Below are 21,680 nucleotides of genomic sequence, written 5' to 3' on the forward strand. Positions count from 1 at the left end.
ATTTACAAGCATATTGGGCAAAAAAATCGGGTGATTAAAAAATCTGATGAGACAATTCTCACCCAGATGCCTTCTTTGCGAGAGACTTTACCAACAACAACTCCTTAAATGTACATATTTAAAGATTTAATCAACTAATTTTTCTTGCTTCAATCTTTGCAATTTAAGCATCGTAATACATATCATCAGCCACAAAAAACCGACTCCATAACCTGCAATTATGTCTGTGGGCCAATGCACTCCTAGATATAAGCGGCTGATCCCAATAACAGCAATTAAAATAACAGTTAAACTGTAAATAACTTTGGCAAAATGATGATAGTGAGTTGCTAATTCGTAAGCAATCAAACCATAAAGTACCATAGAGCCTAGTGCATGACCACTAGGAAAACTAAAGGATTTTTCATAAATCAATTGATGCCACAGTTCTGGGCGAGGTTTAGAAAAAAACAACTTTAGCCCTGTATTTAAAATTAATCCTCCTAAGCAAGCAAATATAAAAACTTTCGCTTTTTCTTGGTAACGTCGCCACCAAAGTAATAAGACAGTAATACCTGCAACTATAACCACTGTACTAGGATTACCAAGATTTGTAATAAATAGCATTAAGTTATCTAAATTTGGATTGGCAAACTGATGTAGCCACAACAAAAAAGTAGTATCAAATGCAAAAGCATCTCGCTCCAAAACCTCTTCAGCCAGTTTTGCTAAAACAAAAAGAATGAGCAGACAACTAGCAAGTCCAACAATACCAATTGTCGCAATTAAGGGAGCTAAACGAGGATGTATATGACGCAACCAGAAATTATAAATTTTTTGGAGCATACTTTAATTTTATTCATTATGCTTAAACGCAATCACTCAATTGGGTGATGCACTTTTTTCTCCTTTCGCACGGAAAAGAATAGCACAACTGCCAGCAGGATAAAGGCGATCGCCGAAGCATATTCCCTTGGAAGTGATAGACCGCCATTTTTGACTGGCTTAGTAAGAAAATCTCCGAAGGTGGCTCCGAAGGGACGTGTGAAGATAAACGCGAGCCAGAACAGGAGAATATCGCTCAACTTTGTTACGTAGTGAAGGGCGATGACAACACCAATGACGCTGGCTGTCACGAATGCGCCCTGGATATAGCTCAGTCCCAAGTTGCTTGTCAGAAAGTCACCAAAAGCCGTTCCCAAACTGTTGGAGAACACGATAGCTAGCCAGTAGGTGGTTTCTGCATCTTTCCTAGCGATCGGATAAACGCTCAGATCGCGATCGCGGTAGTACCAGATGGCAAGAATGCTCAACAGACCAGCTACCAAAATAAGCGATCCCACTGCGTAACCCAGCCCAAGAGATCGATCCATCAGGTCTGAAACTTCGGTTCCAGCTGTGGTTGTAGCGATGATGGCCAACCAATAAAGGACTGGACGATATCTGTCGGATTGAATTTGAAAAAACAGTAAAATAGCCAGAATGGCGAACGTTACGGCAAAAGCTACGTAATACCCTAGCCCAAGAGACATTGAGATGTAGTCACCTGCCGTCTCGCCGAGCGTTGTGGCGATGATCTTCATGATCCAGAAGAAAATTGTGACTTTTGCAACTTTGTTCATTTATTTTTCACAATAAAAAATAGTAAGTCAGCGATCGCTAATTAGTCTTGTCGGTCAATCGGCAGTAAGGTTGGTTTCTTCTGCTTAAGGCTTAAGTAAATAACCAGGCTTATGATTATAGAAAGAAAAAGGATACTGGTTCCGACAGTACCAAAACCAAAGCCACCATTTGTAGTAGATTGGGATAGTAAATCACCTATAGATGCTCCAAGTGGACGAGTCAAGATGTAAGCTAACCAGAATGCCAAAACTGCATTCATCCACAAGTAATAATAAGCGATCGCTATGATTGCAATTGAAGCGCCAAATATCAGTGCTGATTGTGCATAACCTAGTCCCAAAGACTCTGCTAAAAGGTCTCCTGTTGCAGTACCCAAGGCAAACGTAAACAAAACAGCCACCCAATAAAAAAGCTCTCTTTTAGCTGTATTGATCGAGTGCATGGCTAATGTTTTTTCGTTTGAATACCAGAGGACAAAAACTAACAACAAGGAAACACTAAAAACTACAGTAGTTGTCACCAAACTAACTCCAAGCTCGTCTACTAATCTATCAGTTATTAGTGTGCCAACGATACTTATTAAAACGACTACAAACCAGAAAACTGCTGGAACATAGCGTTTAAGCTTAAACTGATTCAACAGCACAATCAATAACACGCCGCTCATAATGTAAGATGTAATGCCTAAACCAAGGTTCAGTGTTGGTGACAAAAAATCTGCTGCGGTTTCACCTACTGTGGTTGCCAGAACCTTGATAATCCAGAAGTAAATTGTCACCTCTGGAACCCTGTTTAATATCTTTTTCATAATCTTTCTCCTTCTTGATTTTTCCGTAGAAGTGAGATTACATCACATCCTAAAGTTAGCTGTGTTGCCATAAATTACTGAGTGATTGTACTTTACACAGCAAAAGTCAAGAAATAGTCAAGATTTGATTGAAAACTGAATTTTATCCTGGTAGAAACACTAAAAATAGCTGAAATGTCTACTTAAAAATTAATTTCACCATTTGATATTAAATTTGTTGAACTCAAATCAATCTTGACTATTTCTGGACTTTTATTACCTACAGTGAAAATACAAGCCCAGACTTCAAGGAATTTTTCAAGCATGAAGACTTCAACAAAAATTATTTTGGTAGCAGCTTTTGTTGGTACTTTAGGACTTGCTGAATTGTCGAAAGTTGTGTCTGCAAAACAACCACAATCTTTTGTAGCAATTGCACGCCAGCATCATAGTGTTAGGACTTACGCAAAAATTGCTAAAAAGCTTAATTTATCGAACCGCCAAGACGCCAAGAGCGCCGAGAATTCGTAGAGTGTGCGTAAGTCCTAAGTGTTACTAAAGTTGCTGAAGCCAGTGATGGAGACGGTGAAACCAACGACGATGCACAAGAAGCGGCAAAACTGCAACCGCTAGCTAAAATTACAGCACAACAAGCACAGCAAGCAGTTGAAGTATCTGTGGGAGGTAAGGCAAAAAGTGTCAAACTCGAAAATGAAGATGGTAACTTAATTTATGCTGTAGAAATTGGTCAGCAAGAAGTTACAGTAGATGCTGGTAACGGCAAAGTTCTCTACGCTGAAAATGCTAATCAACAAGATGAGAAGAATGAAGCAACTCGTCCCAAGAGTAGTATTCAAGTTAAAGAAACTAGTGATGGCGATCGCTAAACCAATGATGATGGTAAGTAAGGAACTTAAAATCACATTGTCAAGAGGTTGGTAAATGCACAGTAAAACAACTACCAACTCCTAATTGACTCGTAACACTAATTAATCCACCGTGACTTTGGGCAATAGCCTGAGCGATCGCTAGCCCTAAACCAGAACCACCTGACCAATAAGAACGAGACTGATCTGTTCGCCAAAAACGCTCAAAAACCTTGTCAATATGCTCTGGTGCAATTCCCACACCTGTATCTTGCACGTTGACATAAAGCTGGGAACCGATGCGACTAGTTTTAATTTCGACTACGCCTCCTGATGGTGTATAACACAGTGCGTTTTCAACTAAATTAGTAAACAGTCGCGTTAATTGAACTGAATCACCTATTAGCTGAAAATTAGCAATTAATTGAAATTTAAAGTTAATTTGTTTAGCTTCAGCTTGAGGTTTATACAGTTGTATTAGGTTCTCTAATATTGACGTTAAATTGAGAGTATCCCTATTCTGAGTCGGGACTTTATCGGTGCGTGCTAACAATAATAAGTCTTCTGTGAGGCGAGTCATCTGGTTAGTAGCGCTGGCGATCGCCTGAAACTTTTCTGCATCTTTTGGGCCTATTTCTTCTGGATATTGTAGCGGTAACTCGGCATTAATTTTGATAGCCATTAACGGACTGCGTAGTTCATGGGAAGCATCAGCAGTAAACTGTTTGAGTTTTTGAAAGCTCTCTTCAATGGGTTGCATTGCTTGACGAGTTAGCAAAATTCCGCCAATACCACTAAGAAGCAAAGTTATAATAATTCCACCCCCTAATACCCAGTCTAGTTTTTGCAGAGTTTCATCAAATTCTTCTAAAGATTGGCTCACCCTTACATACCCAACAAGCTCACCATTATCGCTAGCAATAATTGGAACAGTCACCACTTGGATAGGAACTTTACCTCTCTGAATTTGTACCCTTTTGTTTGGTAAGAAAGGTAAAGTTAAAACACTTTTTCCTTGTTGGTTAATTAAATTTCCCTGAGTATCAAACCACTGTAATCCTTGATGATAAGCAATTAAGTCTTGTGGACGAAAGTCACTTTCAATTGTTAGGCGACCTTTTTCAAATTCTACATTTGCAGCCGCACCTTTGCCTATAGCTATGAGTTTATCTGTTATTTGCTCACTCAGACTGCGAGTGAAAGCAAATCGGACTGCGATCGCAAATATTCCTAGCAGCGATGCAAACACTACTAAATAAGACAATAATAAACGATATCTAATTTTTTTAAACACATTATTTTCGCTATATATTTGTTAAATAATTAAGTAAATTATATCTAAAATTAATATTTTTTTAATTATTTTAATTATGTCCTAGACGATAACCAATGCCATAAATATTTTCAATCAAGTCCTCTGAACTTCCAGATGCTTTAAGTTTATTCCGCAAATTTGTAATATGAGTTTTAATACTTCCTTCTCCCGAAGATTTATCAAAGTCCCACAGTTTGTCAAGAATTGCAGAACGAGTGACAACTTGATTGGGATTTCTCAAAAAATATTCTAATATCATATATTCTTTAGGAGTTAATGATATGATATTTCCTGCATAAGTAACCTGTTGAGTTGCTGGGTCTAGTTGCAAATCACCGTGGATTAAAATCTGGGGACGAATATCTGGAGTTCTTCGAGCTAAAGCCCTGATGCGTGCTGCTAACTCTTTTAATTCAAATGGCTTAACCAAGTAATCATCAGCACCAGCATCGAGTCCTATAATTTTATCGTCTGTTGTATCTTTTGCTGTCAGCATTAAAATCAAAACATTAGATGAAGTAGCGCGTAAACGCTTACATAAACTAATTCCATCTAATTTAGGAAGCATTAAATCTAATAAAACTAGCTCATATAATCCTGACTGCGACCATTCCCAGGCTGCAAAACCATCGGTTGTTATATCCACAATATGGTGTTGTCGTCTTAAAAACTCGGCTAATGGTTTAGCAATGCGATCGTCATCTTCAACTATCAAAATTCTCATAATATTCTATCTCTAAATCATTAGGGCTTGCTAACACCGAATCAGGATTATCTGAACTATAAGGTTAATCTTAAAACTTTTATCATATATTCTTAACCTGAACTTAATTTAGTTTGATTAATGTTTTTATGAATGCTTAAAAAATGTAATATTAATCAAGCTAATTCCTTAAATGGCCAATTCCTAAATTAAATAGTTACTTCGAGTGGAATAAGGAGAAATAGAGGAATTTAAGCTTGTCTAATTTAGGAACCAAATACCTTTGTCAATAAGCAGTTTTCACAATATATTGTATTGTTTTAGCTGAGTTACGTTCGGTTATTTAACTATTAATTTCTATTGATTTATAACGTTAATAACCACAAACCTAGAACAATGCATAGGTTACTTTATCAATGAAAGGACATAAATAGGATGACTCGATTTAGCAATTTTCATCTACCTACTGTTTTAAAAACAGTGATTTTCAGCACAACTATTTTAACAGGACAGACATTTTTACAATTTAATAACTCAGCAGCAACAGCAGCCAGCCTTTATCAACATGTGTTGCTCTTATCAGTAGATGGACTACATGATGCTGATATCGCTGATCCTTTGCTTCAACCTTATTTATCGAATATTAAGAATTTGCAAGCAGATGGTGTTACTTACACTAACGCCTTTAGCAGCATACCATCCGATTCCTTTCCTGGTGAATTGAACTACTTAACAGGAGCAAGCCCAAAAACTACAGGGGTTTATTATGACAATTCATATAGTCGCTCATTATTAAGTCAACTAGGGAGTCCTGCTGGTACTGAAGTTCTCTTTGATGAAAGCATTGATAAAAACTCTAATCTTCTTAGTGGAGGAGGTGATTTTGGGAAAGGTAGCATTGATTCAAGTAAATTGCCAGTAGACAGCACAGGAAAACCTATTTATCCTCATAACTACCTGAATGTCAATACAATTTTTGAGGTAGCCCACGATGCCGGGTTACACACCGCATTTATTGACAAACATCCTGCCTATGACCTTGCTAATGGGCCTTCAGGCAAGGGAGTTGATGACTTTTATGCTCCAGAAATCAATGCGAAAGTAGCTTTGGAAAATGGCAAGTTAGTCGATCAATCAACAGCTAAAAATCCTAGTAATCTCACATTTAAAACCACAACTAAAAGCACTAGTCTTACAGAGGCTTATGATGACTTAAAGGTAAATGCGCTTTTAAACCAAATAGTTGGGAAGGATTCTCAAGGCATCACTAATCCCGGAACTCCTGCTATTTTTGGCATGAACTTTCAAGCTCTCAGTGTTGCTCAGAAAGATGCTAGTAGCGATGGTGGAATTGCTGCTGATGGAACACCTTCGCCAGGTTTCGTTGATGCTTTACAACATACAGACGCTAGTATCGGGAACATAGTTAATGCATTGAAGCAACAAAATTTGTTTGATTCAACATTAGTGGTATTGACAGCAAAACACGGTCAAAATCCCCGTGAGGGGACAGCTACTCTGATTTCTGAAAACACATTTACAGATGTTTTAGAAAAAGCTGGGATTACTGTAAATCAAGCAACACAAGATGATATTGGCTTATTTTGGCTTGCAGATCAAAGCCAAGCTGATACTGCGACAACTCTTTTAAAGAATCTGAATAATCCGGCAATTAATGAGGTGTTATCTGGTGATGCACTACAACAAGCAGGCTTTGGCAATCCGTTGTCAGATGACCGTACACCAGATTTAATTATCAAATTGAATCCTGGATATGTAATTTCAGATAGTACAAAAAGGGCTGAACATGGAGGTTTTTCGGATGACGATACCCATGTTGGATTAATTGCTGCTAGTGGGGTTTTAGCTTCTGGACTCAAAGGTACAATCCAAACGCAGACGGTAAAAACAACTCAAGTTGCTGTTACGGCTCTAGATGCGTTGGGGTTAGATCCTGAGTTATTACAGGGTGCTGTGAAGGAAGGTACTAAAAAATTACCAGGTTTAGAAATTTCTGATATTCGTGCAGTCCCAGAGCCAAATACGAATCTTGGCTTGTTATCTTTTATGGGCTTGATGTTAACTGTCTCTCTATGGAGACGATGCAAGCAACTCATAAATGGTTGAAACTAAGTTAAGGGTTGAAGATTAGCTGAGTTGTAAAGGCTGTTTTTTTTCTGCGCCTCGGCGGTGAAATAAATTACTTTTAAACCGCAGAGGCGCAGAGAACACAGAGATAAGAGTTAAGAGTAACTATTAACTTTTTGATAAAGAGTATTGCGTTGTTGGTAAGGTCTTCCTAAAGAAGCGATCGCATTTTCCAAGGTTTCCACTTCCATACATGTACCACCCAAAGCACCTGCCATTGTGGTAATATGTTCCTCCATCAATGTGCCGCCGATATCATTACAACCCCAAACTAAGGCTTCCGTTGCACCTGCAAGCCCCAGTTTTACCCAACTCTGCTGATGGTTAGGAATCCAATTACCTAAGTAAATCCGCGCCACAGCGCCTAGCAGCAGTGCATCACTCAAAACTGGTTGATCGCGTCCGACACGGCGACGTAATGGTTTGGGCGCTTCTTGGCCAACGAAGGGTAATAAAATAAACTCTGTTATCCTTGCTGGATATCCCTGATTAATAGCGGTTTGTTGGAGCGATCGCAATTTTTCTAAATGCCCGATTTGCTGCTCGTGGGTTTCAATATGTCCAGATAACATGGTGCTAGTGGTATGCAAGCCTAATTTATGAGCTGTGCTGACAATTTCTAGCCAAGTGGCTGTGTCAATCTTCTCTGGACACAATATCCGCCTTACTTCATCGTCTAACACCTCAGCTGCTGTTCCTGGCATTGAGTCAACACCAGCATCGCGCAAAGCAGCAATTACATCAGCATACCCAAGTCCATCAAGTCTGGCGATAAATTCTACTTCTTGAGGAGAGAAAGCGTGGAGATGTATCTGAGGAAATTCCTGCTTAATGGTTTCCACGACCTTGAGATAATAGGGTAAAGATTTACCATTTATCTGCGCTTGTGGATTTAATCCCCCCTGCATACAGATTTCCGTCGCACCCCGTTGCACTGCATCTGTCGCTTTTTCTAAAATTTGCGCCGAATCTAACCAGTATGCACCAACATCACCATCATCTCGACGGAAAGCACAAAAACTACAGTGCTGCTCACAAATATTAGTAAAGTTAATATTACGATTAATTATGTATGTAACCGTATCGCCTGCTTGAGTGTGGCGGAGTGTGTCGGATGTATCACGTATTGCTGCGATCGCTTCTGGCTCACTTTGTTTTAACAATACCACTCCCTCTTCGAGAGATAAGTCGTATCCCATCAAGACACGTTCAAGAATTTTTTCAACAGTAATTTTTGTCAGCATTACTTTCTTAATTTCTCAGTAAATATTAATTTTCTGATCTTGTAAATAATAAAATTTAGCTGCTTTTCTTTTCTAGGCGCCACAGCCTACTATACTGGAAAACATCGACCAGTTTGTATTTCTTCTCAAGCTCAGATCGAAATATTTTAGAAGGATTATACAAAAATAGATTGCTGAAACTATCAGGAATGTGTGGTATACTTGGTTCAATTACCAATTGCATCTGCACTTTTTCATCTAGCAGATGAATGAGAGACATTAGGTCACCAATATTTAGAGAATAATTGCTACTAATTAATAGTGGGTGATTAGCTTGATTAATGATTCGAGCTATTTTAGGGTTGGCATGGCTGCCTTTATTCCACCATGTCTCGGCTTGAGAACTGATGGTACAGGATACAACTCCAGTGGAAATTACTACTACCATTACTAATTGCCAAAATTTGCGGGTTATTAACTTAGAAGAAATAATTTGAGCCGCCAGCAAGTAAGCAACAGCTAGCTGAATGCCCAGATAACACGGAATGACATATCTAGATCGCAGACTGAGCTTACCTCCAATAATCAAATCAGGCAATATGAGAGCTAAAGCAGGTACTCCACTTAAGAGAAAAACAAATAACCAAACTCGTTTCCCTGCATGACTATAAAGAAATAAGAAGGAATATACTACCAAGATTAGTATTAAGGGAATTAAAAATCGACCCCAGCGTAAAACTGGCAAATTCAAATCTGGAAAAAATACTTCATAGCGCCAAAAATCACCAAATAAATAGCTAATATTCTTAATCCAATTAGAAAGCAAAACTGACAGAGATTGTCTGGTGTGAGCGCTGGCTGTTGTGCGATCAATTTCAGACAAGCTATTAATAACAGTTAAAATCCAAGGAGCAAAAGCTAAAAAGCCAACGCTAGTTGCTATTAGATAAGCTTTAACGCTTTTAGTAAATCGAAAGCGTTCAATGGCAAATACATAAATACCGTGGGCGATCGCCATCAACCCAGAAAACAAAAAGGTGTACAATCCTAGTGCCACTGTTACTGCATAAATCCCCCAAAGCTGCTTGCTACCCAGCCTTATTGCTCGCAGCAGTACGGCACTCCCTAGCAAAGTAGTCACCATCCACAAACCGAACTCCCTTGCCTCTTGGGCGTAGAGCACATGGAAGGGCGAGACTGTTAGAAGAGCTACGCTTATCCATGCCGTTATGGGTGACTGAAATAATTCTAAGCACAGCCAATAAATGCAAGGAAAGGCTAGCAGGCTAATTATGGCTGACAAGCTTCTCGTAGTCGCTACTGAATTGCCAAAAAATTGCATCCATAATCTAAGCATCACGTAATAAAGTGGAGGATGTTGAGCATCCTCCACCGCCAAAGAGTTGATTGTATTGACTAAACCTTTATCAGAATTAGGCTGTTGATATTTTTGAATATCTCCAACAGCAAACACGTGCCCATTAAATACTTGTTGAACAAATTCTGTCTTAGTATAACCAGAGATTCGTAATGATGTATAAGCTTCATCGTGCCAGTAGACTTTTCGATCCAGATAAGCAAAGCGAAAAAATATCCCTAAGATTAATAAAATAATGATTAAAAATCGTAGCCAAATAGGAGGAAAATATTTTGCAAATACTGATTGTCTGTTTATCATAAATATCGAATTGTAACGTTGATTACAGGTTCATAAAGTACAGTAGCAGCAGTTTGTAAACCAGTTTTTTAGACGTTTAGGATTAATAAAGTTAAGAGCCGTTGCAAGCTGCTTCATAACAAGTTAAGGAAATTTATTTTTTAAGGTAGGCAGGAGAAGCAAGGAGAAAAAAAGCTTAACCTAAGCGGATTGGTTTACATAAACCATTATCTAAAAAAAAGGTTTCACCACTACTTGTCAATGCACTTAATAAAAGGCGCACTGAATGTGGTGCAATTTCTCCTTATTGTAGTTCTTGCTGTCCACCAATAACCTAACCACCCAACACTCCAAGTGATAGTAAAGTAGCTGCTATAATAACAAAAATATTTATATTTGATTGAATTTTCCTGAACATTCAAATTTAAGGTTTCTCCAAATACTCCGAAAGCAATAAGCATATCAGGAATAACTATGAAATAATTAGTTCTCTCTGTATATGGTTTATACATAAAATGACGTATAAATACTGTTAAAACTCAGAGACTTTTGCTAGAGTTTTCCGAGACTGATTCTCGCTTGTTCTGGATTTCACAACCTAATTAGCAGTTTTGATGTAATATATAATTATTGACAATAATTATTCATTCCTCTATTTAGCAATTGCAAATCTTTTACAATTCTTTTTTGGTGCTAACCGTAACTAAATGTCATGCCCAACAACTTCGCTCTAGGAAATGGAAAACCGTGGAGCCGTCGTGAATTCTTGAAGCTAGGGCTAGCAGGTGCTGGAGTGATTGGTGCAGCTGGACTTTGGCAGATGCTAAATCTACAAAGTAAGTCAATAGTCAGAGTGCCACCACTAGATATGGAAGCACCAGACGACGGTACTAACCCGATGAAAATGTTAAGGGATTTTGATTATGGGACGGTAAAGCAGGAAAATGGGCGGACTATCCGAGAATTTCAATTAACTGCCGATACTTCCATAATAAAACTCAATAGTGCTGTATCTTACAACATCTGGGATTTGAACGGTCGCATACCAGGGCCAACGCTACGGGCAAAACAGGGCGATCGCGTGCGAGTGCTTTTTTTCAACAAAGCAGGACATTCTCACTCTTTGCATTTTCATGGCGTTCATCCGGCAGAAATGGATGGGGTTCGCCCAATCAGCAATGGCAAAGCCACAATTTATGAATTTGATGCTGAACCCTATGGAGTACACTTGTACCACTGCCATATTGAACCAGTTACCCGTCACATCGCCAAGGGACTGTACGGAATGTTTATCATCGATCCACCTACGCCCCGTCCCCCGGCTGATGAAATTGTACTAGTCATGGCTGGGTATGACGTGAATGATGATGGCCATAATGATTATTATGCCTTCAACGGTTCGCCCCATCATTACATGGATCATCCCATTCCTATTTACCAAGATCAGTTGATTCGGCTATATGTTCTCAACATCATTGAATATGATCCGGTAGTGACGTTTCATCTCCACGCCAACTTCTTTGATGTCTATCGCTATGGCATGAGTATGACTCCTAGCGAGAAAGCTGATGTGATTACGATGGGTATGGCCGAAAGGCACATTTTGGAATTTGCTTTTCGCTACCCAGGTAAATATATGTTCCATCCCCATCAGGATACGATCGCAGAAAACGGTTGCATGGGTCAATTTGAAGTACTTGCCCAGAGCAACTCTCAAAATCCTGTTAAACATTCCTGACAATATTATTAGTAATTCGTAATTAAATTTTTAAATAAATAGTTGATAAAAAATCTCATTATATGCAACAGTAATATCTATGACAATATGTCAAACAAACTACCTGATAGTAATAGTTTGAAATGTTTCAATTAATGCCTTTTTTAGTTGTGCGAGGATCAGAAATGAAAAAATTTCGCTATATCTGTTTAACAGTGGCAGCTGCGGCAATAGTTACCTTAAGTTCCTGTAGTAGTACACCAACGGCAGAAAATCCCTCAGCACCAGTTACTAGCCCTCAAGCTACAGAGGCAGTCAGTGAGAACAGTCATAGTGATCACAGTAGCAAAGAAAAAATTAACATTAACACTGCAATATTGTCAGAATTGGATAAGTTTGAAGCCAAGCTAGGTGTCCCGGCTTTATCCAACAAAATTCAGGCAGGTCGTCCCTATGGCAGCCCAGAAGATTTAGTTACTAAAAAAGTAATTACTCAAGAGCAGTTCAACCAAATTAAAGACCAGGTTGGTGTTCAAGAAGTGGTACTCACAGGTGAGGCAAAAGATGTTGACTATATGTCTAAATTAGGCTTAATGAAAGGGCATCTTTTGGTAGCACAAGAACTACTAGATCAAAATCAGCCGAAACAGGCAGAACCTCATATAGGACATCCAGTTGAGGAGATTTACGTTGACGTAGAAGAACAATTGAATGAGCGCAAAGTCAAAGAATTTAAGACAACTTTGGTGAGTTTGCAAGATTTAGTGAAATCTAATTCAAAAGATAGTAAAGTTAAGACTAATTTTGCTTCTTCAATGCAATCAGTTGACGGAGCGATCGCAGCTTTGCCAGCAGCACAACGCTCCAAACCAGGATTTGTGCTACAGGTAATTAACGAATTGCTAGATTCAGCTAACTCCGAATATGGTGCTGCGATCGCAGATGGTAAAATAACCGCGCCTATTGAGTATCAAGACTCTCGTGGTTTTGTCGTTTACGCCAATGATTTATACAAAGGAATTTCTAGTCAAGTAGCTCAAGCCGATCCCGAAGCACACAAAGCGATCGATAGTAGTTTCGCTGAACTAATAAAAGTTTGGCCCGCCGCCATCCCACCAGCAAAAGCAGTCAAAACTCCTAGTGATGTTACTAAGCTAGTGAAAACCATTGAGGAAAACTCTCAAAAAGTGGTTGACAAATCTAATACCAAAGCATAGCGATAACACTTTCATTTAATGGGAAGGGTAGGGTAAAGAGTTTAAAATGAGGAAATCATTAGGAGTTACGAATTACTTACTCCTAACTCATTACACTCTATTCGTTACTTGAACTAACAACTGATGCAAGAACTTGACCAGAAAAAGACCATTGACCTGCTGAACGCCATCATGGAATTTGAACTAGCAGGGGTAGTGCGCTATACACATTATTCTTTGATGGTGACTGGTCCTAACCGTATTCCAATTGTGGCTTTTTTCAAAGCACAGGCAAGTGAGTCTTTACTTCATGCCGAACAAGTGGGAGAAATTCTCACCGGTTTAGATGGGCATCCCTCCCTGAAAATTGCCCCAATGGAAGAAACCTACCAGCATAAAGTCAAGGATATCTTGGCAGAAAGCTTGTCTCATGAAAAAAAGGCATTGGATCTGTATAAAGATTTGCTCGAAACTGTCACCAATGCCAGCATTTATCTTGAAGAATTCGCTCGCGGCATGATTGGGCAAGAAGAGATGCATAATCTCGAATTGAAAAAGATGCTACGTGATTTTGGTTAATAGTTATTAGTCATTAATTATTGGCTAAGGACTAATGACAAAGATAGAAGTATGAAGGCAGCGAAAAACCGGAGCGGATATTTCCTCTGCTCTGGATTTTTCAATTTTTGGCTTCCGGCCATAAGAACTTCTCCTAAGGGAGACGCTGCGCGTAGCTTGCTTAAGAGAAGGGGTACAGGGACAAAAGACAAAGGATAAAAGATGAATTTTAGTACTGCTCTACCTACTTTTGTAATAACACTTCGAGAAGGAGTGGAAGCTGCCCTTGTTGTTGGCATTGTCCTAGCTTTGCTCCAAAAAGCTAAACAATCGCGACTCAACTCTTGGGTGTATGCTGGTATCGGCGTTGGCATTGTCGTCAGTACCTTAATCGGTGTGCTATTCAGTTGGATAATTCCAGTACTGGGAGCAGTGAATCCTCAATACACCTCTGTAGTTGAGCCAGGGTTAGAAGGTGTGTTTAGTGTATTAGCGATCGCAATGCTCAGTTGGATGCTAATCTGGATGACCAAACAAGCCAGATTTATGAAAGCTACAGTTGAGGGAGCAGTTACACAAGCACTGACACAAAACTCAAATGCTGGTTGGGGTGTTTTTACTTTAATTTTAGTTGCCGTTGTCCGTGAAGGCTTTGAAACTGTTCTGTTTGTTGCTGCTAATTTTCAACAGGGATTAATGCCAGCATCGGGTGCTATTGCTGGTTTGGTAGCGGCATCTGCCATTGGAGTGCTGCTATTTAAATGGGGTGTCAAAATTAACATCCGCCAGTTTTTCCAGGTAATGGGCGTTTTATTAGTGTTGATTGTCGCTGGGTTGGTAGTTTCAGGCTTGAAACATTTTGACGACGCTGTAGCTAACCTTGCCCTTAGCAGTCGTGCCACAGAAAGCCTTTGTTTCTATTACGAACGTTTTACTAAAGTCCACTCCTGTATTTTGGGGCCAATAGTTTCAAATACTTCCACAATCTTGCCTGACGAACAGTTTCCTGGGATTATTCTCAAATCTTTATTTGGTTACACAGAGAATCTCTATCTTGTACAAGCAGTAGGATATGTGGCATTTTTACTTGTCATTGGAGGACTGTATTTACGCAGCCTTAGAGGTGCTTCTCCTGAAGGTAAAAAGAATATCCCTTTTGCTCAAAAATAAATTAGTTCTGCAAAAGATTAAAAGCACAGTCAATTTTATATTTTTTGCCTCGTTCCCAGTCAAAGTAGAATCTGCAAATCAGATTTTAAATTATATTTATTGAGCTAAGTACAGTTTTGCATAAAATTGTAGCGTTTTTAAATGCAGAGGGACGCATTGGCATTGTAAACGAACACATTGGCATTGTAGAGGGACGCATTGGCATTGTAGAGGGACGCATTGACATTTTAGAGGGACACATTGGCATTGCAGACGAACACATTGGCATTGCAGAGGGACACATTGGCATTGCAGACGAACACATTGGCATTGTAGAGGGACGCATTGACATTGCAGACGGACGCATTAACATTGTCAATCCAAAATCAGCAATTCCATTATCCAAAATTGCTTGACCTTTGCTAACACGGAGAATATCCTTGAATCTTGAGTCATTCTTAAATAATTTACTACCAGTGATTCCGATAACTTTTGTTTGATCAAGTCGAGAAGATAATGTCAGCAAAAAGAGAAGAAAGAGCAACAACTCTTTTTGCTGATCCTTTAGGTAATTGCTGAGAATTTCTCTTTTTCGTCTCAGTAGGGTTTGTGACCTTTTTTGTGGCTGCTGAGTAATTGCAGTTGTGCAAGCAGCTAAAACTATACTCATCTTTATAAAAAAATGCGGCAACACAAATAGGGCTTTGGCAGCCTTGAAAAAATAGGTTTTAAAACCCTTACTACTTAACTATATAATTCGATACACGTTGCCCACAATTATCTAAATTGGGGTCGATAATTATTGTGTCCATCTACTGGTAGGTATGTCTAACCATCCCTTGAACGTTGCAAGATCAACATTATTTTGGCGGCGGCTATTCGCTGTTGTTTTCACTAGTAGTTTGTTACTCCCCAACTTTGGAAGCGAACCAGCAAGGGCGCAAGTAACCCAATATTGTCAGTTATCATCAGCGGCGGCGCAAGAAAAAGAAAACTTACGTTTGTCAGCCCTCAAAGGCAAGCAAGATGCTCAAACGCGCTACCAAAACATGGTAGAAAGACACGCACAAGAATTACACGAGTGTCGCGCTCAGACTTGGCCGCAAATCCAAGCCGTCTGGTTACGCGTATATCCCTGTGACATTCAGCCAGGAATAATTGATCAAATTATGGATCGGGCTGTTAACCGTGGCTATAACCAAGTTTATTTGGAAGTATTTTACGACGGTCAGGTATTATTACCAGCAACAGCTAACTCGACGGTTTGGCCTTCTGTGATTCGCACTCCAGGGGCAGAAAAAGTTGACTTACTCGCCACAGCAATAAAAAAAGGTCGGCAACGCGGTTTGAAGGTTTACGCCTGGATGTTTACCACAAATTTCGGCTATACTTATGCCCAGCGCCAAGATAGAGAACCAGCGATCGCTCGTAATGGTAAGGGTCAAACCAGCCTATATGTGGTAGATAATGGCTCTCAAGTATTTATCGACCCCTACAACTTGCAAGCAAAACGCGATTACTATCAATTAATACAGCAAGTTTTGCGCCGTCGTCCAGATGGCTTGCTATTGGATTATGTGCGCTATCCGCGACAAGCAGGAAGTGATTCGATAGCTACTAAAGTTTCAGATTTATGGCTATTTAGTCCCGCAACCCAAGAAGCTTTATTTAAACGGGCACAAAATTACAAAGGGCTGGACTTGATTCGCCGCTTTTTGAGTCGAGGATACGTCACCACTGGAGATATCGCCGAAGTTGATAAACTTTATCCCCAGGAAGGGGAACCCCTCTGGCAAGGACGCATTCCCCGACCAGCCCAAAAATCAATCGTCTCTGTAATTGATAGACAACTACTTTTACAATGGGAGTTGTGGCAGCTCACCGTTGCCCACGCCATGCAAGGAATTCTAGATTTTGTCACCATAGCCAATTACCCAGCAAAGAAGCAAGGAATTCCTACAGGAGTGGTGTTTTTCCCCGATGGTAACCAAACTGTAGGACAAGGGTATGATTCCCGCTTACAACCTTGGGATCGATTCCCCACGACATTAGAGTGGCATCCTATGTCTTACGGAAATTGCGGTAATGTCAGTTGTATCGTGGCACAAGTGCAACGGGTTTTGAGTATGGCAAAACCTGGTACGCAGATAATCCCTGCTTTAGCTGGTGTGTGGGGAAAATCCATCAGTAATCGTCCATCCCTAGAAGCGCAAATGCAAGCACTTCGCAAATTTGCCCCCCAACTCAAGGGAGTTAGCCATTTTGCCTATTCTTGGCAATATCCTCAGAGTGATAGCGATCGCAAATTTTGTCGCACTCGCTAAATAGTAGAATTCAGGAGTCAGAATTCAGAAAGAAAATTCCCCTCATCCCCCATTAATTAATTCTGAATTCTGTATTCTGTATTCTTCTTCAATTAACTTAAAGCTAAGTCCTCTGGTGTATTACAGTTAAACAGCATTTCGGGTTCTGCTAAGGGCAAAACTTCTACCGGATATTGCCGAAGCCACTGCTGAAACGATCGCCCCCCTTGGTTGATAAACTCTAAGAGTTGTGGCAAACAGCGACGGCGATAGAAACCACACAGAGGTTCCCAGCCTTTAGGATGATCGGCTAAAGCTGCGATCGCATTATCCCCCACATTATCAAGTCTAGTTACCCAATCTTGCAACACCTCAACCCGCAACCTCGGCAAATCGCAAGCTAGCAACAGCACCCATTCTGTTTGCACTTCGGCTAGTCCTTGGGAAAAACCAACTAAAGGCCCGTGGGCTAGAGATTCCTTAGATAAAGGTACTTCCCGAATAAACTGACAACCAGGCAAAAGCAAGTCTTGATAGCGTTCTGGCCAGGGAGTCACTACATAAACAGTATCAGCACAGCTTTGAGCAATACCACAAACTAGCTGCAACAATGGCACCCCTTGAATGGGAATCAAAGCTTTATCTTGACCCATGCGAGAACTTTTACCGCCTGCTAATACAATGGCGGTTAATTTGCTAGGCGAGTCAATAGTCATTCGTCAAAAAAATAGAGGGTAGAAAACGAGTCAAAAGTCAAACTAAATTAACTCTGACGCTGAAAGTAGAATAAATTTATCTTCTACTTAAACCCATCATGGCTAGCCAAGAACTCGAACAACAACTCCTTCAGCTTTCCCCCAACGATAAACTGTACATCATCCAACTCCTTGCCCAAAGCCTGACCACACACAACAATAACACCCACCCAGATCAACCAAGCAAACTCTCAGAGTTTTTCCATCAATCGCCCCTGGCTGAACTCACCGAAGAACTCGACCTTAGTCGAGATCGCAGCCTTCCCCATGATGCCTTCACCCTATGACTTACCTGCTTGATACCTGCCTGATTTCCGAACTTGTTGCCAAACAACCAAATCAACAAGTTTTAGATTGGCTAGATGCCCAAGTGCCAGAAACACTTTACCTCAGCGTCATTACAATTGGCGAAATTGCTAAAGGCATCAGCAAAATTACTGCATCTAAGCGGAAAGAATCTCTAACAACTTGGCTGAATGAAACCCTACCCAATCGCTTTCAACAAAGAATTTTAAGTATAGATGTCTCAACAATGGTGTTGTGGGGAAATTTAGTCGGGCAGCTAGAACAAAATGGACGACCTCTACCTGTTATGGATTCTCTTATTGCAGCGATAGCAATTCATAACTCTTCATCACTTGTCACCCGTAATGAAAAAGATTTTGCTGGGACAGGGGTTGTAATGATTAATCCTTGGTCTGTTTAAACTCATCACTATCCGGGGTCAAATGAGCAACCGCACAGAAAGTTACGATCAAGACTGGATAACCTGCTGGTAACATCCTAGTTCGGAGAAATAAAATTATTTCACGCCCTCACCTGACTTTGCTGGACTTGCTGCAACAAATGCTCTACACTTTCTGCTGGTGCAAGACACTTCAAACCTTGGCAAACTAACCCAACGCTTCTCTCTGGTAAATCAGATGTGATGGCAAATACAGCCGTTGGTAGAAATCTGGGGATCAAAGTGTTAATTTGCTCAGTTGTGCTGCGAATCAAGGTAGAATTACGATACCAATCCAAAGCTGTAAATAAGCTGGGACAACCTTGGGGAGCGCTATGCATTACACTCCTAAAAGCTTTCAAACCAAGTTCGGCTAAATCCAAATAATCTAGATTATCGGTGAGTAAGGCCAGACGCACAAGGTTAGCGATCGCAATTCCATTGGCTGATGGTGTAGCATTATCTACGTAACTACGCTCTCTGACAATTAAATCTTGACTAGAATCACTAGATGTGTTATTGTAACCACCTAATTCAACACTCCAGAGAAATTCGTTGAATTCATCTTGGATAGCGATCGCATTTTCTAACCATTGTTTATGCTCAGGGTTGGAAGCTTGTAAATCCAGGAGAGCTTTAATAAAAAAGGCATAATCTTCAGACTGCGCTAAAACGGTCGGTTCTCCTTGATAGTTGAGTCGGTGGAAACGCCCATCCACAAACTGATTTTCCCAGATAAAATTCGCCGCTTGTGCTGCTAATTCCAGGTATAACGGTTGTTGGAACACCCCAGCAGCTTTAGCCAACCCAGAAATCATCAAGCTATTCCAGGCGACAATCATTTTTGTATCTGTCACTGAAGGAATGCGACCTAGCCAGTTAGCAGTTTTTGCTTCTTGGTTATTACGAGCCGGGGGAAAAGTTTCTAGTGACTCAAGACTAACGCCATAACGAGCTGTAAAAAGCTTGCTCAATGCCGTTTCCAGCGTTGCACTCAGTTGCCCTAAATTATTTCTTTGCAAGACATTACGTCCTTCAAAGTTACCGTTAGGTGTCACCGTAAACTGTTGTTGTAATTCCCTGAGTTCTTCAGGCGTTAACAGTTGTTGTAGTTCGCTGTAATTCCAGACATAAAAGGCTCCTTCTTCTGGTTCTACTGCCGTGGGTTGGGTGAAGCTATCGGCATCTTGAGCAGCATAGAAGTAACCTTCAGGCGCAGTCATCTCTCGCTTCAGCCATTGTACAGTACCAGCAACTGCCCTTTCAAAGGCTGGTTCTTGTATTCCTGCACTCCACAAAGAAGCCAGATACTCCATAATCTGTCCATTGTCGTAGAGCATCTTTTCAAAGTGGGGTACTGTCCAAGTAGGGTCAACAGTATAGCGATGAAAACCACCACCCACATGGTCATAAATGCCTCCCAGCGCTAAGTTTAGTCCCCGCTCGGTAGAAACTTGTTTGCCGTCATACTGAGATTCAAAATTAAATCGAGTTCCCCGCAATGCTAATTCTGTATAGGGAATCATCGGAAAGCTATTGCCAGATTGCCTAGTAGTAATTACACCTGTGCTGGTTTCCCAACCTTGACGGAGTAATTCCCGGTCTTCAAGTTCGGTTGTTGTACCGGATTGTAACACCGCAGACGTAAGCAAAGACTCAATAATTAAGGCTTTGCGTTGCTGTAAGTCTTCTTTTTCTATATCGTAATAACGGCGAAGCGATTGCAACACCTGCAAAAATCCAGGACGACCATAGCGCGGGTCTACAGGGAAATAAGTACCAGCGTAAAACGGCACTAAATCTTCTGGGGAAAGAAAAATATTCAAAGGCCAACCCCCTTGACCGCTCATCATCTGCAAAGCCTGCATATAGATGCTATCGAGGTCAGGTCTTTCTTCCCTGTCTACTTTGATGGGAAGATAATTGGCATTCATGTACTGGGCGATCGCAGTATCAGAAAAAGCCTCGCCTTCCATAACAGTACACCAGTGGCAACTAGAGTAGCCAATGGAGAGAAAAATCGGTTTATTTTGCGCCCTTGCAGTTGCAAGTGCTTCGTCACACCAAGACCACCAATCAATCGGGTTTTCGGCGTGTTTGCGGAGATAGAGGCTCTTAGCTTCAGCAAGGCGATTAGTCATGATCAAATAGCAAGTAAGTTGCCTTCTTTGCTCAGTCTATCCTGTTCCCAAGAGTGTTAGCCCTTAAGTTAACAGGTAGTAGTGCATGTCTTTGATATCGCCGATACCTGTGCAATTTGTGAAACATTCTTACTGAAAAGGTCGCAATAGCAAGCTAACAATATTTGGTGGCGTTTCTGGCATAGGTGATGCTGTCTTTGTCTGAATCAGAGTATTTGGGCTAAGTCCTACTATCAGGTGGAGCAAGAAGGTGATGATGGCGGCTTGTACAAGTTTTTCCAGCATGGCACGTCTCTCTCTGTGTGGATAGCATTTCAAGTAAGACTGGTTATTCTAAATACACCTCGTACTATCGATTTACCGAATTTAACAAAAATAATTTAATAATTGCTGAGGTAAATCCTAAGAAAATGTTTAATATTTTACTGGATATTTAACATATTTCTCTAAGCAGGTCGAATTTCGGTTATCGGTTTAATTACTACATCGCCAAGGTAGTCCAACAAAAGCCGAGATATGAGGTTGGCGATAATTGGAGTTTTTTGATTTGTCTTTCCCTAAATGGGGATATTCTCTGAGACGGCTTTTGCCGCTAAAAAGTGCCCTTGGGGGTTAAATCTATTGCATAAGCACCTTTTGCCCTCTTTTTAGGTAAAGAAAAACCAGCAAGGTTTAATTTATCTGCCTGGGAACACTAGAGATAAACCCCAGTTTCGTGCGTGTCAACTTAATGTGAAACCCTTGTCAAGACGTGATATTCAGTTCTCTGGCTTCCCATTCCGATGCCGCGTCACCCTAACCCTCCCCGATAGATTGGGGAGGGAACTAAATTAAAT

Annotated in this window: 21 protein-coding genes; 11 read left to right on the forward strand and 10 right to left on the reverse strand. The window is 40.4% G+C overall.

Annotated features, from left to right (window positions below; translation table 11 throughout):
* Window positions 1-126: 126 nt before the first annotated feature.
* From V7K35_RS15725 to V7K35_RS15735, 3 genes are read right to left on the reverse strand one after another with little or no spacing between them, the layout of a single operon-like run.
* A complete protein-coding gene (locus V7K35_RS15725) occupies window positions 127-825 on the reverse strand; it encodes a phosphatase PAP2 family protein (protein ID WP_335080186.1) in 699 nt (232 codons plus the stop codon).
* Window positions 826-857: 32 nt separating this feature from the next.
* On the reverse strand, window positions 858-1,601 hold the full coding sequence (locus tag V7K35_RS15730; protein ID WP_335080187.1) for a COG4705 family protein: 744 nt from the start codon (window positions 1,599-1,601) through the stop codon (window positions 858-860).
* Window positions 1,602-1,642: 41 nt separating this feature from the next.
* A complete protein-coding gene (locus tag V7K35_RS15735) occupies window positions 1,643-2,410 on the reverse strand; it encodes a COG4705 family protein (RefSeq protein ID WP_335080188.1) in 768 nt (255 codons plus the stop codon).
* A gap of 234 nt (window positions 2,411-2,644) precedes the next feature.
* Between V7K35_RS15735 and V7K35_RS15740 the strand changes: the two genes are divergently transcribed.
* Both V7K35_RS15740 and V7K35_RS15745 read left to right on the forward strand, forming a co-directional pair.
* The gene (locus tag V7K35_RS15740) at window positions 2,645-2,920 is read left to right on the forward strand and encodes a hypothetical protein (protein ID WP_335080189.1); all 276 of its coding nucleotides are present in this window, start codon (window positions 2,645-2,647) and stop codon (window positions 2,918-2,920) included.
* 146 nt (window positions 2,921-3,066) lie between these two features.
* On the forward strand, window positions 3,067-3,276 hold the full coding sequence (locus V7K35_RS15745; RefSeq protein ID WP_335080190.1) for a PepSY domain-containing protein: 210 nt from the start codon (window positions 3,067-3,069) through the stop codon (window positions 3,274-3,276).
* Window positions 3,277-3,316: 40 nt separating this feature from the next.
* Here the strand turns inward: V7K35_RS15745 and V7K35_RS15750 are convergent, their stop codons facing one another.
* Together V7K35_RS15750 and V7K35_RS15755 are read right to left on the reverse strand one after the other, a co-directional pair.
* Entirely contained in the window at window positions 3,317-4,549 is a 1,233-nt protein-coding gene (locus V7K35_RS15750) for a sensor histidine kinase (RefSeq protein ID WP_335080191.1), read from the reverse strand.
* Between the two features lie 70 nt (window positions 4,550-4,619).
* Window positions 4,620-5,294 carry a response regulator transcription factor gene (locus V7K35_RS15755; RefSeq protein ID WP_335080192.1) on the reverse strand — a complete coding sequence of 225 codons (675 nt, stop codon included), beginning with the start codon at window positions 5,292-5,294 and terminating at the stop codon, window positions 4,620-4,622.
* 414 nt (window positions 5,295-5,708) lie between these two features.
* Between V7K35_RS15755 and V7K35_RS15760 the strand changes: the two genes are divergently transcribed.
* Window positions 5,709-7,400: an alkaline phosphatase family protein gene (locus V7K35_RS15760; RefSeq protein WP_335080193.1), complete on the forward strand. Its 1,692-nt coding sequence runs from the start codon at window positions 5,709-5,711 to the stop codon at window positions 7,398-7,400.
* 116 nt (window positions 7,401-7,516) lie between these two features.
* On the opposite strand, the gene cofH is transcribed toward V7K35_RS15760, so the two are convergent.
* Both cofH and V7K35_RS15770 read right to left on the reverse strand, forming a co-directional pair.
* Window positions 7,517-8,665 carry a 7,8-didemethyl-8-hydroxy-5-deazariboflavin synthase subunit CofH gene (gene cofH / locus V7K35_RS15765; protein WP_442939732.1) on the reverse strand — a complete coding sequence of 383 codons (1,149 nt, stop codon included), beginning with the start codon at window positions 8,663-8,665 and terminating at the stop codon, window positions 7,517-7,519.
* A 55-nt stretch (window positions 8,666-8,720) separates the two neighbouring features.
* The gene (locus V7K35_RS15770) at window positions 8,721-10,322 is read right to left on the reverse strand and encodes a glycosyltransferase family 39 protein (protein WP_335080194.1); all 1,602 of its coding nucleotides are present in this window, start codon (window positions 10,320-10,322) and stop codon (window positions 8,721-8,723) included.
* 691 nt (window positions 10,323-11,013) lie between these two features.
* Between V7K35_RS15770 and V7K35_RS15775 the strand changes: the two genes are divergently transcribed.
* The 6 genes from V7K35_RS15775 (at window position 11,014) to V7K35_RS15800 (ending at window position 17,245) form a co-directional block, all read left to right on the forward strand.
* The gene (locus V7K35_RS15775; protein ID WP_335080195.1) at window positions 11,014-12,039 is read left to right on the forward strand and encodes a multicopper oxidase domain-containing protein; all 1,026 of its coding nucleotides are present in this window, start codon (window positions 11,014-11,016) and stop codon (window positions 12,037-12,039) included.
* 164 nt (window positions 12,040-12,203) lie between these two features.
* Window positions 12,204-13,235, forward strand: a complete 1,032-nt coding sequence (locus tag V7K35_RS15780) for a ComEA family DNA-binding protein (RefSeq protein ID WP_335080196.1) — start codon at window positions 12,204-12,206, stop codon at window positions 13,233-13,235.
* A 123-nt stretch (window positions 13,236-13,358) separates the two neighbouring features.
* Window positions 13,359-13,793: a ferritin-like domain-containing protein gene (locus V7K35_RS15785; RefSeq protein WP_104906910.1), complete on the forward strand. Its 435-nt coding sequence runs from the start codon at window positions 13,359-13,361 to the stop codon at window positions 13,791-13,793.
* A gap of 201 nt (window positions 13,794-13,994) precedes the next feature.
* On the forward strand, window positions 13,995-14,942 hold the full coding sequence (locus V7K35_RS15790; protein ID WP_335080197.1) for an FTR1 family iron permease: 948 nt from the start codon (window positions 13,995-13,997) through the stop codon (window positions 14,940-14,942).
* Between the two features lie 116 nt (window positions 14,943-15,058).
* Window positions 15,059-15,337: a hypothetical protein gene (locus V7K35_RS15795; RefSeq protein ID WP_335080198.1), complete on the forward strand. Its 279-nt coding sequence runs from the start codon at window positions 15,059-15,061 to the stop codon at window positions 15,335-15,337.
* A 408-nt stretch (window positions 15,338-15,745) separates the two neighbouring features.
* Window positions 15,746-17,245, forward strand: a complete 1,500-nt coding sequence (locus V7K35_RS15800; protein WP_335080199.1) for a family 10 glycosylhydrolase — start codon at window positions 15,746-15,748, stop codon at window positions 17,243-17,245.
* Between the two features lie 92 nt (window positions 17,246-17,337).
* On the opposite strand, the gene V7K35_RS15805 is transcribed toward V7K35_RS15800, so the two are convergent.
* The gene (locus V7K35_RS15805; protein ID WP_335080200.1) at window positions 17,338-17,940 is read right to left on the reverse strand and encodes a molybdenum cofactor guanylyltransferase; all 603 of its coding nucleotides are present in this window, start codon (window positions 17,938-17,940) and stop codon (window positions 17,338-17,340) included.
* Window positions 17,941-18,038: 98 nt separating this feature from the next.
* On the opposite strand from V7K35_RS15805, the gene V7K35_RS15810 reads away from it, so the two are divergent.
* Both V7K35_RS15810 and V7K35_RS15815 read left to right on the forward strand, forming a co-directional pair.
* The gene (locus V7K35_RS15810; protein ID WP_335080201.1) at window positions 18,039-18,266 is read left to right on the forward strand and encodes a hypothetical protein; all 228 of its coding nucleotides are present in this window, start codon (window positions 18,039-18,041) and stop codon (window positions 18,264-18,266) included.
* Window positions 18,263-18,685 carry a type II toxin-antitoxin system VapC family toxin gene (locus V7K35_RS15815; protein WP_335080202.1) on the forward strand — a complete coding sequence of 141 codons (423 nt, stop codon included), beginning with the start codon at window positions 18,263-18,265 and terminating at the stop codon, window positions 18,683-18,685. The genes V7K35_RS15810 and V7K35_RS15815 overlap by 4 nt, the downstream gene beginning before the upstream one ends.
* 101 nt (window positions 18,686-18,786) lie before the next feature.
* On the opposite strand, the gene V7K35_RS15820 is transcribed toward V7K35_RS15815, so the two are convergent.
* Entirely contained in the window at window positions 18,787-20,844 is a 2,058-nt protein-coding gene (locus V7K35_RS15820) for a thioredoxin domain-containing protein (RefSeq protein WP_335080203.1), read from the reverse strand.
* A gap of 129 nt (window positions 20,845-20,973) precedes the next feature.
* Window positions 20,974-21,129, reverse strand: a complete 156-nt coding sequence (locus tag V7K35_RS15825) for a hypothetical protein (RefSeq protein ID WP_273768851.1) — start codon at window positions 21,127-21,129, stop codon at window positions 20,974-20,976.
* Window positions 21,130-21,680 lie beyond the last annotated feature (551 nt).

The sequence above is a fragment of the Nostoc sp. genome (assembly GCF_036917275.1).
Classification (GTDB): Bacteria; Cyanobacteriota; Cyanobacteriia; order Cyanobacteriales; family Nostocaceae; genus Nostoc.